We start from the raw sequence: 12258 nt of genomic DNA, 5'->3' as shown, positions 1-12258 counted from the left end.
TTCCTCCTTATAAAAATGAAATTTCCACCAGCAAAGGGACTTTTGCTGGTGGATACAAATCTTATAAGTTTCCGCGACGCTCTTGTTCTCTTTCAATTGATTCGAATAACGCTTTAAAGTTTCCTTCACCAAATCCACGAGAACCTTTACGTTGAATGATTTCAATAAATAAAGTCGGGCGATCTACAATTGGTTTCGTAAAGATTTGTAGTAAGTAACCTTCATCATCACGATCTACTAAGATCTTTAATTCTTTTAGCTTATCAATTTCTTCATCGATTTTTCCAACTCGTGCAGTTAACTCATCATAATAAGTATCAGGTGTATCTAAAAACTCCACCCCATTTGCACGAAGCGCTTCAACTGTTTTAACAATATCACTTGTTAATAAAGCAAGATGCTGTACACCAGCTCCATTATAGAATTCTAGATACTCTTGAATTTGTGACTTTCTCTTTCCGTCTGCTGGTTCGTTAATCGGAAACTTAATACGGCTTCCATTCGTCATAACTTTCGACATTAACGCCGAATACTCTGTACTAATATCGTCATCATCAAAATGAATCATTTGTTTAAAGCCCATGACATTCTCGTAATAACTAACCCACTCTTCCATTTTTTCAACATTACCAACTACATGATCGACAGCAATTAAACCAGACTCTTCAAATGGAATATTAAACTCTACCTTTTGGAATCCTGGCATAAATGCCCCTTTATAATTTTTACGCTCTACAAGCGTATGAATTGTATCACCATACGTACCAATAACTGCTTTTTTCAATGTACCGTCCTCATCTGTTAATTCCTCTGGTGGAGCAATTGCGACGGCACCACGTTTCACTGCTTCTGAGTATGCTTTATCAACATCATCAACAAGTAGTGCCACATCCTTCACGCCATCACCATGAGTCTTTACAAACTCTGCAATACGATTTTCACTACTTAAAGCTCCAGACACAACGAAACGCATATTTTTTTGCACAAGAACATAAGATACCTTTTCACGGTTTCCAGTTTCTAATCCAGAGTAAGCCACAATTTTGAATCCGAACGCTCTCGCAAGATAATAACTCGATTGCTTTGCATTCCCTACGTAAAATTCCAAATGATCTACATCACGTACTGGAAAAAAGTCCTCCATTTGTGCAGCTAGCGTATCCATAGATTTTTGTTTCATAATATCTTCATCCCCCTGTAAATAGATTAAATGGTCCATACTTAAAACCAACCGAAAACGCTTCCAACATAAATAAATAGAAATTAGTTAGCAAGCTAACAAATTCTGACCTTTAAAATTTTCTATCTTTTCTGTCAAATTCCTCTTTTTTTCTTACATATAAAATTCGACTTTTTTCTCTTTGAAATAAAGTGAAACTTTAATCAGCCCTCACCAATCAGGCTTTTACTCAGTGGATTTTTGATTACTCGTTGAATCAAGTTGCAACCGCAGCGTCTAATTAGCCATGGATGCTAAATAATGAGGTAACTTTAACACTTGAAGGTATATAAGAAGAAAATAAAAAAGACTCCAACATATTAACTACTTACTAATACGTTAGAGTCTTTATTTTTTTTGAATGGTTGTATTTACATATATCATACTAATACACTTGCAAGGAATAGAATAAATGATGTTAATATTACCGCTCCACCTAAGGATCCTAATAAATCTGTTTTTGTTACTTGAAACACTTGTTCACTGTTCATATCCCTCATTCTCCTTCCATTTTTGTTTGATTTAAAACTTCTATTATACTAATACACTTGATAGAAATACGATTAATGCTGTTAATACTACTGCTCCACTTGCTGATCCTACGAAGTCACCTTTTGTTACTTGTAATACTTGCTCTTTCATATCTTTCATTCTCCCTTCTTTTTCTTTTGTTACAAAGTTTCTATTATACTAATACGCTTGATAGAAATACGATTAATGCTGTTAATACTACCGCTCCACTTGCTGATCCTACGAAGTCACCTTTTGTTACTTGTAATACTTGCTCTTTCATATCTTTCATTCTCCCTTCTTTTTCTTTTATTACAAAGTTTCTATTATACTAATACGCTTGATAGAAATACGATTAATGCTGTTAATACTACCGCCCCACTTGCTGATCCTACGAAGTCACCTTTTGTTACTTGTAATACTTGCTCTTTCATATCTTTCATTCTCCCTTCTTTTTCTTTTATTACAAAGTTTCTATTATACTAATACGCTTGATAGAAATACGATTAATGCTGTTAATACTACCGCCCCACTTGCTGATCCTACGAAGTCACCTTTTGTTACTTGTAATACTTGCTCTTTCATATCATTTATCCTCCCTTTTCATAAGTTATCTATATGTAATTTCTAAGAAATGTTTATTTCATAGTTTTTATGTTAACGTTACATTAAATTCGATAACGTAACGTTTGTAACATTAATGTAACATAACTATTGTTACGTTGCAATATAATAACGTGAAATTTATTACACTTTTTTTACGTTTTTTTATAACACTCTCCAAAAACCCTTATTTAATGCACTTTTCACTAAGCTCACGCTTGTAACATTCTTGTAATATTAAAGTCATAAAGTGAACTGTAGTCATCCTTCTCTCTATTTTTGTTACAAACAGTTTATTTAGTGACACTAAACCTATCTAATCTTTACTTACTTTTAATATGAGATAAAATACCGTCTTTCCAAGATAAGTTTATATGTTTCCTCTATATAACTATGTATAATAAAAACAAAGAGGTGGTCATTTTGAAATTAATCGCATTAGATATGGATGGTACACTACTATCATCTAATCTTGAAATCTCCAAAGAAAACCTACAAGCAATCCAAACTGCACAAGAAGCTGGTCATATTGTAATGATTTGTTCTGGTCGTGCGAAAGAGGATGCTTTAAAGCTATTGGAAGAATATAAATTATCTCTTCCAGTCGGAGCAAGCAATGGGGCTATTGTTTATGTGGATGGAAAAGTAATTAACTCTCGTTGTATACAAAACGACAAAGTGTACAAACTTGCAAAATTACTAGAATCTGAAGGTTTCCCATATAAGCTATATACGAATAAAGGAGTTTATTCTCCATATACATGGCAAGATCAAGTGATGCAAGCGTTCGAAGAAAATAAGCATGCGCTCGATGTTACATTAGAGGAGCTTGAACGAATTACAGAAAAGCAAAAGAAATCAAACCTAATTACTGATTTCAAAAAAATAGAAGATGTTGTAAATAACCAAGAACTAGAAATATCTAAATTCTTCATTTCAACATTTAATGCAGCGCATCGCGCACAGCTATTAAGCGTGTTACAAGAAGACGCTGATATTATGGTTACAGCATCAGCTCCTACTAACTTAGAAATTATGGATAAGAATGGACATAAAGGAAACGGGCTACAGCAGATGGCAGCTCATTTTAATATCCCTATTGAAGATACAGTTGCTATTGGTGATAATTTTAATGATGTACCAATGCTAGAAGTAGCAGGCTTATCTGTTGCAATGGGCAACGCTGAAGAAGATGTAAAAAAACTATGTGATGTTGTAACACTAACAAACAATGAACATGGTGTTGCTCACGCAATCGAGCAATTTGTATTGAAACAAACTTCATCTAGTAAATAAAAAAAGGACTCTTTCAATTTGAAAGAGTCCTTTTTTTATACATGATGACAAGAAACAAAATGATTATCACCAACATTACGAAATTCTGGTATTGTTTTTTTACAAACATCTGTTGCAAACGGGCAACGTGTATGAAAACGACAACCCGAAGGTGGACTTGCTGGACTTGGAATATCCCCTTCTAGTATAATTCGCTCTCGCTTCACTGTTGGATCTGGTATTGGAACAGCTGATAACAATGCTTTTGTATACGGATGTAGCGGATTGGTAAATAACTCATCACGCGGCGCCGTCTCCACAATTGTACCTAAATACATAATTCCGATTTTCGTACATAAATGTTCTACTACACTCAAATCATGTGAAATGAATAAATAAGATAATCCCTTTTTCTCCTGTAACTCACTAAATAAATTAATAATTTGTGCTTGGATAGATACATCTAATGCCGCCACAGGTTCATCAGCTACAATGAATTCTGGATTTAATACCATAGCCCTTGCTATTACGATACGCTGACGTTGTCCTCCAGAAAACTCATGGGGATACCGGTCAATATGATAAGGAGCTAAGCCACATAACTCCAATACTTCAATTACCTTTTCACGAACATTTTCTTTCGTCGCTAATCCGTGGGCCAACATCGGCTCTCCAAGCGCTTCACCAATTCTCATTCTCGGATTTAATGAGCTAAATGGATCTTGGAAAACGAGCTGCATATTAGGGCGATGTTTTCTCAATTCATCCTTGGATAAAGAATGAACATCTTTCCCTTTAAACTTCACTTCCCCCTCCGTTTTTTGAACGAGACGTAAAATTGTTTTTCCTATCGTTGTTTTTCCGCTCCCTGATTCGCCAACGAGACCAAACACTTCACCTTTATTAATAGTAAAACTTACTCCATCAACTGCTTTTACATGCCCGATCGTTCTACTAAATATGCCACCTTTAATTGGAAAATATGTCTTTAGGTTTTTCACCTCTAATAATGGTTCACTCATTGTTCCGCACGCTCCTCATATAACCAGCAAGCTACTTTATGATTTTCATCATTTACATTTAGATTTGGGGCTTCTTTTTCACATATTTCCATACAATGCTCACAACGCCCACTAAAGTAGCAAAACTCACCTAAACCAACTAAATTCGGAACTTGCCCTGGAATAGAATATAGTTTATCTATTCGTTTTCCCATTACTGGTTTTGATTTCAACAATCCTTTCGTATAAGGGTGTTTTGGATTTTGGGATATCTCTAGTACTGGAGCTTCTTCAATAACTTTCCCGCCATACATAACGACAACGTAATCAGCCATTTCTGCTACGACACCTAAATCATGTGTAATTAATAAGATTGACGTTTTAAATTCTTCTTTCACTTGTCTTAGTAAATCCAATATTTGAGCTTGAATCGTAGCATCAAGAGCTGTTGTTGGTTCATCTGCAATTAATAACTTAGGATTACAACTAAGCGCAACAGCAATCATAATACGTTGTAACATCCCGCCGCTCAGTTCATGCGGATAAGAATGAACAATTTCATTAGCACGGGCTATGCCAACTTTACGAATTAACTCAATTGCTTTCTTATACGCTTCATTTTTACTAAGTAATTCATGCTCCCTTAGCGTTTCTACAATTTGCTCACCTACAGTGAAGACCGGATTTAGCGATGTCATCGGTTCTTGGAAAATCATCGCAATATCATTGCCTCGTAAACTACGAAGTTCTTTCTCTTTCATTCCTAAAAGACTTTTTCCTTCATATAAAATGTCTCCACCTACTACACTGCCAGATTCAGCAATAAGCCCCATAATAGATAAAGCCGTTACACTCTTCCCGCAACCTGATTCTCCTACTACACAAACCGTTTCACCTTCTCGAACAGCAAAGCTAACATGGTTTACAGCCTTCACTGTCCCTTCCTCCGTTTGAAAGTGTGTTTGTAAGTCTTTTAGCTCTACTACCGCTCTACTCATACCTTCTCACCTACCGTCTCATCTTTGGATCTAACGCATCACGAAGTGCATCACCAAGTAAATTAATTGATACAACTGTTATAAAGATTGCAAAACCAGGCGGAATCCATAACCACGGACGCTTTTGGAAATCAATTAATGAGTTAGCTGCGCTAATCATGTTCCCCCATGATGGCGTAGGTGGGACGACGCCGAGACCTAAGTAACTTAGTGCGGATTCACTTAAAATAGATCCAGCCACACCTAGAGTTGCTACAACAATAAGTAACGGAAAGACGTTAGGAATTAGATGATGAATGATTTTCCGAGAATCTTTTAATCCTAATACATCTGCCGCTTGCATAAAGGCTTGCTCCCGCAATGTTAAAATTTGTCCCCTCACAAGACGGGCAAGTCCTGGCCATCCTACTAAACTTAAAATAATCATTACAACATATAAACGGTACTCCGATGGTAATTTCCATTCTGATAAAATTGCTCCCATTATAATAAGTAGTGGTAATCCTGGAATGGACATTAACACATCTGCAACACGCATAATTAAATGATCTACAACTCCTCGATAAAAACCAGCAATTGCTCCTAATAGAGCTCCTAGTATAACGGATAGTAGCATCGACGCTAAACCGATTGTTAATGAAATACGCCCTGCTTGCATAAGTCTAGTTAAAATATCCCGTCCCAACTGGTCTGTCCCAAGCCAATGTGACAGGCTGGGTGGTTTATTAATTTGTGTTACTTGTACTTTCCCATCAGCATACGGTGAAAAGATTGGACCAATAAAACTAAATAAAAACATAAATATTAAAACGTATAAGCCACACAGTGCCATCTTATTTTTCTTGATTTTTTTATACGCTTGGCGCCATGGTGATGATTCATTTCTCTTTTTCCGTTCTTTCTTTTTCTCTATTATAGGTGTAATAGTCTCCATATCTTTCCCCCCTTACTTCAATCGAATTCTTGGATCAACAAACGCATAGACAATATCAGCTAAGAAATTAGCCATAATTGTTAAACAAGAAAGAAACATTGTAAAGGCCATTAATACCGTATAATCACGAAAGTTTAATGCTTCTAATTGAATACTCCCAATCCCTGGCCAATTAAAAATCTGTTCAATAATAATGGCTCCTGAAAATAAACCCGGTAATTCAAAAGCGAGTAATGTAATTGCTGGCAAAATTGCATTTTTCAATGCATGTTTATAAATAACGGTTCTTTCTTTTAAACCTTTTGCACGAGCAGTACGAATATAATCTTGCCTAATAACATCCAACATGCCCGTTCTAAAATAGCGTGTTAACGATCCTACACCAAGAAGCGTTAAAATAAATACAGGTAGAATCATATGACGTAATACTTCTAATATGTATGCTATCCCTGTTGAGTTACTCCCAATATCAATCATGCCACCAATAGGTAATAACTTTAAATCAACTGCTAATAATTTAATTAAAAATAGTCCGATAAAGAATGATGGAAATGACATTGCTGCAAAGACACCGATTGTTACCAATCTATCAAACCAAGAATGCTGCTTTGTTGCAGAAATAACCCCAATAATAAGAGCAATAATCCAAGTGAAAAATAAAGCTGCAGCAGCAACAATAAATGTATTCCAAATGAATTTATTAAGTAATGAAGTTACCGGTTCTTGATACTGTAAAGAAAATCCAAAATCACCATGCAAAGCATTCACTAACCAATGAAAATACCTTTCAATAATCGGTTTATTTAAACCGTACAACTCTCTTAATTCTTGAGCCCTCTCTGGTGTTAATTTTGGATTTGAATCGATATAATCACCCGGTAAGAGTGCAAATAAGAAAAAGATAATAATAGACGTACCAAACAATGTAGGAATCATTTGTAGAAACCTACGAATGATATATGTTTTCACCTTTTGTCTCCCCAATCCTATTTACTTAAAAATAGAAGAACATTTTTTCAAAACAGCTACCATTCCATTGCTGTGTGAAAAAACGTCTTCTATTATTTAGGTCAACCCTTATTGTTCAATAGATAACACTGGTAAGTTGGAACTGATGCTATCGTACTTTTCTGGATCAATTCCTTTTATACGTGCATTATGAGCATAAAGTAGTTTACGATAGTTTAATAAAATAACTGGTGGATCATCACTTAACTCTTTATACAGCTCTTTATAAATCGCTTTACGTTTTTCAATATCTGTCGTTCCTATACCTTTTACAATCAAATCATCTACTTTCGGATTATTATAACCCGTATCACTTTTTGGATTAGTTGATAAGTACTCACTTACAACTTCACTTGGATCACTAATTCCTGGTGTTGAAACTGCCGCTAAATCGTAGTCACCTTTTCCTACTTTTGAAAGCATCGTATTAAAGTCCATCAACTCTGGATTTAATTCAACACCAATTTCTTTGTAACTTTCTTTTGCAATCGGAATAAAGATATCATTTGTTTTACCTGTATTTGATGCGTAGTATGTTAATTTTAATTTTTGACCATCTTTTTCACGAACCCCGTCAGAACCTACTTTCCAACCAGCCTCATCCAATAATTTTTTAGCCTTTTCTACGTCATGCGGATATTTATTAATACCTTCTTCTGTATATGCCCATGAAACTGGAGCAATTGGTACGTTAGCGACAGAGCCATAGCCTTGTAAAGCTGTATCCACATACTTCTTACGGTCTAATCCATAAGTAAGTGCTTGGCGTACCTTTTTATCTTTCAAATACGACTTCTTATTATTTACATAGATATAAGCAATATCACTTGATGATTCAAGATTAATATTTGCAAACTCTAATCCTTTTAATTGGTCTATATTTTCAGGGTTCGCTCTAAACCCACTATAGTCCAGTTCACCTGTTTGGAATAATTGGAATCCAGTATCACCTGATGTGATTTTGTAAATAAAGTTTTTAATTTTTGGTTTACCTGCATAATAATTTTCGTTAGCAACAAAGCGGACTTCTTGACCTGGAACATATTTTTCAAATTTATATGGACCCGCTGCAATTGGTTGCCCATATAATGCTTTTAAATAGTCTAAACTTGTATTTTGTTTATAATCTTTTCCATAATAAGCTTTTGATAGCACTGGGCCACCTAAATTCGTTAGCGCCTGTGAATTAACTTTTTCAGTTGTAATTTTAATTGTCTGTGGATCAACAACTTGGATTCCTTCAATAGAAGTTGCTTTTCCTTCTTTATATTCTTTCCCACCTTTAACAGCATACTGAGCAATATCCAATCCACCTTCATACGCTTTATCATGAAGTAGTGTTAATGTAAATGCTACGTCATCCGCTGTTAAAGGCGACCCGTCACTAAATTTTAAGTTTTTACGTAAGTGGAATGTATATGTTAACTGGTCAGCAGAAATATCCCATTTTTCTGCAAGGTCCGGAACAGGTTTACTTTGTTTGTCTGTTGTTACTAATGACGCAAAAATAACAGACGTTACATTTCCATCCCAACCATTATCTTGGAAATACGGAAGGAAAACTCCCCCTGGCTTAGAAATGGCTGTAATAAAAGTATCTTTTCGTTGATTTGCTTTCTCTGGACTTTTCTTTTTATCTGTAGCTGGAATTGATTCAATCTTAGAGTCTTTTAAATCCTGCTTTTTTACTGGTTCTGTAGAAGCCGTATCCTCCTGTCCCCCACAAGCAGATAACACAAGCGAACTACTCAGTAATACTGAAAATACACCAGCCCATTTTTTTGTCTTTTTCTTCATTGTCCCCACCCTAACTTTTTATGATTATACCCTCTGAACGAATTACCTTATGTATGCCTCCCACAGCAACATTTATAGCCAATCGGAAAAGTCGGTTTTAATCGTAAAAAAATAGATGTTTTTGAGGGGTAACAATCTTATTCCGACCTTTCCGGTAGACTTTATGGTTATTAGCTTATATCGTTCATTATGTTTTGTCAATTCTTTCTAAATAAATATTTTTAGAATTTTTCCAAAATTTTATCTCTACATTTATACTTTAAGAAAACTCAGCTATAATTCGTATTAAAAACTTAAAAATCTACTTCTATTTCTTCAGCATGAAACATAGAATACTAATAACCAATTACCAAAAAGGGGGCGAAAATATGGACAACCTATTCCAATACGTCCTGCACTACGTATTATTAACAATTATGATAGTCGGGGCGCTATTACTATTCCCGTTCTTCCCAAAGTTCGTCCTCTTTTTAGCTTTTTTTATCATGCTCGGGATCGCTATTATAATTTCAACGAGAGAAGATACCACGCAAAAAGAGAGCAGAGTTCAGCGCGTAAAGCTGTAACTTTGCTCTCTTTTCATTTTCATTCACTAGTCTCTTTTACACATATTTATCCCACTATTTTCCGGTCAGTAAGACCCTCACCTCAAAATTCAGCGAAAGCAAAGAAGTTAGGTGGGGGGCGTGCTGCCCGTAAAAGCCCGATTCGTGAGGACTGATTAAAGTCTCACTTTATCTCTCGGGAAATAATTAGCCTTTGTTTTTGTAATTACTCCTATCGAAAAACCACTAATGACATTTATTTTTCACCTTATCATTTCATATGTTTCACAAGCTATGCAAATTGAGGAACACGGATTTATCTAAGTTACTGTTTCACGTGAAACACATCGCTTTATTTAACCTTTAAAGCCAAATATTATTATGAAAAAAGCCACTTCCTCCAGCAAAACTGAAAGGAAGTGGCTTTCTACTCTTTACTCCACAATATTCTCTAACTCACTATATAACTTCGCTCGTAACAACTCTTTCATCGTTTTTTCCTCATATAATTTTTCAAGTCTTTCAACATCAGCTACATGTTCCATTTCACATTCTATTGCATATATATCTTCTTCTACATGCATTAACTCATTTTCAATCTCTTCAAGATTCCTAGCCTTTTTCTCTTTTACTGGAACCATTTCAACACTCTTTCTCCCTTGGCGTTTCTGCTTTATTACTTGCTTCTCAAGCTTTTCTTCCCATTTTTGACGAGCCCATGCATAGTTTCCTGCAAACTCAAATAATTTACATTCATCAATCCAGTACGTCTTTTCAAATAACTTATTTAAAAAATAACGATCATGTGAAACAGCTAGGATTGTTCCATTATATTGCTCAAGGGCTTCCTCTAAAACTTCCCTTGATTCAATATCAAGATGGTTTGTCGGCTCATCTAAAATTAGAAAATTGATGTCTTGATACATAAGTTGCGCAAGTCTTAACCTCATTTTTTCTCCACCGCTCAGTTGCGTTACTTTCTTAAATACTGCTGGACCATAAAATAAAAACTTAGCCAATATATGTCTTGCTTCTCCTTCCGTTACAGCTACATACTCTCTAAACGCTTCCAAGACATTACTCTTCAAATTGCCATACGTATGCTGTGATAAATAACCAATTTTGACACTACTACCAATTCGAATTTCACCAACGTCTGGATTTATTTCTTCTAATAGTAGTTTTAATAATGTAGTCTTTCCTGTGCCATTACGACCAACGATAGCCGCACGCTCTTGAAAACGCACATGTAAATTCGCTTGTTCAAATAAAGGTCGGCCAGCAAAACCTTTGCTCACTTCTTTCATTACAACAACATCTTTACCGCTTCTCTCTTGCCCTTCAAACTGAAGACCCATCTGTTTTCGTTCTAAGATTGGCCTCTTTAATTTCTCTATACGTTCTAACGCACGTTCCATATTTCTCGCTCTTTTATGCAATCCTTCATTCGGAGGGTTCGCTTGATTTGCCCATTCACGTAGACGCTTAATTGCTTCTTTCATTTTCTTTATTTTCTTTTGTTGCTCCTGATAAGCTTGAAACTCTTGAAGTAATCTTTCTTCCTTCTCCTCAACGAACTGAGAATAATTCGTATGGTACACGTGAATCTCTCCATCTTCCAAATCAAAAATTTTCGTTACAACTTCATCAAGGAAATAACGATCATGTGAAATAACCATAACTGTTCCAGTGTATTCTTTTAAAAATCGCTCTAACCATTCAACTGCAAATAAATCTAAATGATTTGTTGGCTCATCTAATAGAAGTAAATCTGGTTTCTGCAATAGCATATATGCAAGGCTTACTTTCGTCTGTTCTCCTCCACTTAATTCCGTAAATACTCTTGAAAATAAGTCTGTCACTTGTAAGCCATTTGCTACCTTCATTATATTTGCTTCTATTTCATAACCACCAAGGAACGCAAACTTTTCTTGAATTACTCCGTATCTCTCCATTAGCTTTTGCAAAGAAGATTGTTCCTGCTCCTCCGCCATATTTTTTTCTAGAGCATGCATTTCTTTTTCTAATTCCTTTTCTACTTTAAAAGCGGAACTCAATACATCATATACAGTCAGGACCTCATCAAACTTCGGAATTTGTGCGACATGACCAATACGTGTACCTTTCTTCATATGGATGGCTCCTGCATCCAAACTCTCCATTCCCGTTAGAAGCCCAAAGATCGTTGTCTTCCCACTACCGTTACGACCAACTAACCCAACACGTTCACCATTCTTTATTTCAAGCGATATATTTTCAAATATGATGTTTCCACCAAAAGATTTCGTTACATTATTTACACTACAAATAGTCATTTTCCGTACTCCTTTCAATATAAAAAACCATGAGAAAGAAACATTCCCCATGG

At 35.4% G+C, this 12258-nt stretch carries 14 protein-coding genes; 2 read left to right on the top strand and 12 right to left on the bottom strand.

Annotated elements, in window-relative coordinates; all coding sequences use genetic code 11:
• Positions 1-61 precede the first annotated feature (61 nt).
• The 6 genes from hppD to NZ044_RS01265 all read right to left on the bottom strand — a co-directional run bounded on the left by hppD (position 62) and on the right by NZ044_RS01265 (position 2314).
• Positions 62-1180 carry a 4-hydroxyphenylpyruvate dioxygenase gene (gene hppD, locus NZ044_RS01290; RefSeq protein ID WP_000810920.1) on the bottom strand — a complete coding sequence of 373 codons (1119 nt, stop codon included), beginning with the start codon at positions 1178-1180 and terminating at the stop codon, positions 62-64.
• A gap of 419 nt (positions 1181-1599) precedes the next feature.
• Positions 1600-1710 carry a DUF3948 family protein gene (locus NZ044_RS01285; RefSeq protein ID WP_001083691.1) on the bottom strand — a complete coding sequence of 37 codons (111 nt, stop codon included), beginning with the start codon at positions 1708-1710 and terminating at the stop codon, positions 1600-1602.
• 43 nt (positions 1711-1753) lie between these two features.
• Positions 1754-1870: a DUF3948 family protein gene (locus NZ044_RS01280; RefSeq protein ID WP_000654250.1), complete on the bottom strand. Its 117-nt coding sequence runs from the start codon at positions 1868-1870 to the stop codon at positions 1754-1756.
• Between the two features lie 34 nt (positions 1871-1904).
• Positions 1905-2012, bottom strand: coding sequence for a DUF3948 family protein (locus NZ044_RS01275; RefSeq protein WP_000664237.1), 108 nt, complete (start codon positions 2010-2012; stop codon positions 1905-1907).
• Between the two features lie 43 nt (positions 2013-2055).
• On the bottom strand, positions 2056-2172 hold the full coding sequence (locus tag NZ044_RS01270) for a DUF3948 family protein (protein WP_000654250.1): 117 nt from the start codon (positions 2170-2172) through the stop codon (positions 2056-2058).
• Between the two features lie 34 nt (positions 2173-2206).
• Entirely contained in the window at positions 2207-2314 is a 108-nt protein-coding gene (locus NZ044_RS01265) for a DUF3948 family protein (protein ID WP_000664237.1), read from the bottom strand.
• 441 nt (positions 2315-2755) lie between these two features.
• On the opposite strand from NZ044_RS01265, the gene NZ044_RS01260 reads away from it, so the two are divergent.
• Entirely contained in the window at positions 2756-3628 is an 873-nt protein-coding gene (locus NZ044_RS01260) for a Cof-type HAD-IIB family hydrolase (RefSeq protein WP_000766424.1), read from the top strand.
• A gap of 35 nt (positions 3629-3663) precedes the next feature.
• Here the strand turns inward: NZ044_RS01260 and NZ044_RS01255 are convergent, their stop codons facing one another.
• The 5 genes from NZ044_RS01255 to NZ044_RS01235 form a co-directional block, all read right to left on the bottom strand.
• The gene (locus tag NZ044_RS01255) at positions 3664-4629 is read right to left on the bottom strand and encodes an ABC transporter ATP-binding protein (protein ID WP_063546235.1); all 966 of its coding nucleotides are present in this window, start codon (positions 4627-4629) and stop codon (positions 3664-3666) included.
• Positions 4626-5606: an ABC transporter ATP-binding protein gene (locus tag NZ044_RS01250; protein WP_340949428.1), complete on the bottom strand. Its 981-nt coding sequence runs from the start codon at positions 5604-5606 to the stop codon at positions 4626-4628. The genes NZ044_RS01255 and NZ044_RS01250 overlap by 4 nt, the downstream gene beginning before the upstream one ends.
• Before the next feature lie 10 nt (positions 5607-5616).
• Positions 5617-6540 (bottom strand): oligopeptide ABC transporter permease, encoded by a 924-nt coding sequence (opp4C, locus tag NZ044_RS01245; protein ID WP_000447957.1) that lies wholly within the window; start codon positions 6538-6540, stop codon positions 5617-5619.
• 12 nt (positions 6541-6552) lie between these two features.
• Complete coding sequence (locus NZ044_RS01240) at positions 6553-7509, bottom strand: ABC transporter permease (RefSeq protein WP_000860687.1); 957 nt, start codon at positions 7507-7509, stop codon at positions 6553-6555.
• A 108-nt stretch (positions 7510-7617) separates the two neighbouring features.
• Positions 7618-9345 (bottom strand): ABC transporter substrate-binding protein, encoded by a 1728-nt coding sequence (locus NZ044_RS01235; RefSeq protein ID WP_000730676.1) that lies wholly within the window; start codon positions 9343-9345, stop codon positions 7618-7620.
• A 368-nt stretch (positions 9346-9713) separates the two neighbouring features.
• Here NZ044_RS01235 and NZ044_RS01230 point away from each other — a divergent pair, with 368 nt between their 5' ends.
• Positions 9714-9911, top strand: coding sequence for a hypothetical protein (locus tag NZ044_RS01230; RefSeq protein WP_000369259.1), 198 nt, complete (start codon positions 9714-9716; stop codon positions 9909-9911).
• 413 nt (positions 9912-10324) lie between these two features.
• Here NZ044_RS01230 and abc-f read toward each other — a convergent pair whose 3' ends face one another.
• A complete protein-coding gene (abc-f, locus tag NZ044_RS01225) occupies positions 10325-12256 on the bottom strand; it encodes a ribosomal protection-like ABC-F family protein (protein WP_118961899.1) in 1932 nt (643 codons plus the stop codon).
• Positions 12257-12258 lie beyond the last annotated feature (2 nt).

This window comes from Bacillus sp. FSL K6-1338 (assembly GCF_038006965.1).
Lineage (GTDB): Bacteria > Bacillota > Bacilli > Bacillales > Bacillaceae_G > Bacillus_A > Bacillus_A thuringiensis_S.
The sequence above is the reverse complement of the archived record's forward strand: the minus strand, read 5'-3'. Positions and strand labels throughout refer to the sequence as shown.

Excerpts from the sequence above, each read along its gene's own strand:
- hppD (WP_000810920.1), bottom strand. The coding sequence starts at position 1,180 with ATGAAACAAAAATCTATGGATACGCTAGCTGCACAAATGGAGGACTTT.
- NZ044_RS01285 (WP_001083691.1), bottom strand. The coding sequence starts at position 1,710 with ATGAACAGTGAACAAGTGTTTCAAGTAACAAAAACAGATTTATTAGGA.
- NZ044_RS01280 (WP_000654250.1), bottom strand. The coding sequence starts at position 1,870 with ATGAAAGATATGAAAGAGCAAGTATTACAAGTAACAAAAGGTGACTTC.
- NZ044_RS01275 (WP_000664237.1), bottom strand. The coding sequence starts at position 2,012 with ATGAAAGAGCAAGTATTACAAGTAACAAAAGGTGACTTCGTAGGATCA.
- NZ044_RS01270 (WP_000654250.1), bottom strand. The coding sequence starts at position 2,172 with ATGAAAGATATGAAAGAGCAAGTATTACAAGTAACAAAAGGTGACTTC.
- NZ044_RS01265 (WP_000664237.1), bottom strand. The coding sequence starts at position 2,314 with ATGAAAGAGCAAGTATTACAAGTAACAAAAGGTGACTTCGTAGGATCA.
- NZ044_RS01255 (WP_063546235.1), bottom strand. The coding sequence starts at position 4,629 with ATGAGTGAACCATTATTAGAGGTGAAAAACCTAAAGACATATTTTCCA.
- NZ044_RS01250 (WP_340949428.1), bottom strand. The coding sequence starts at position 5,606 with ATGAGTAGAGCGGTAGTAGAGCTAAAAGACTTACAAACACACTTTCAA.
- opp4C (WP_000447957.1), bottom strand. The coding sequence starts at position 6,540 with ATGGAGACTATTACACCTATAATAGAGAAAAAGAAAGAACGGAAAAAG.
- NZ044_RS01235 (WP_000730676.1), bottom strand. The coding sequence starts at position 9,345 with ATGAAGAAAAAGACAAAAAAATGGGCTGGTGTATTTTCAGTATTACTG.
- NZ044_RS01230 (WP_000369259.1), top strand. The coding sequence starts at position 9,714 with ATGGACAACCTATTCCAATACGTCCTGCACTACGTATTATTAACAATT.
- abc-f (WP_118961899.1), bottom strand. The coding sequence starts at position 12,256 with ATGGGGAATGTTTCTTTCTCATGGTTTTTTATATTGAAAGGAGTACGG.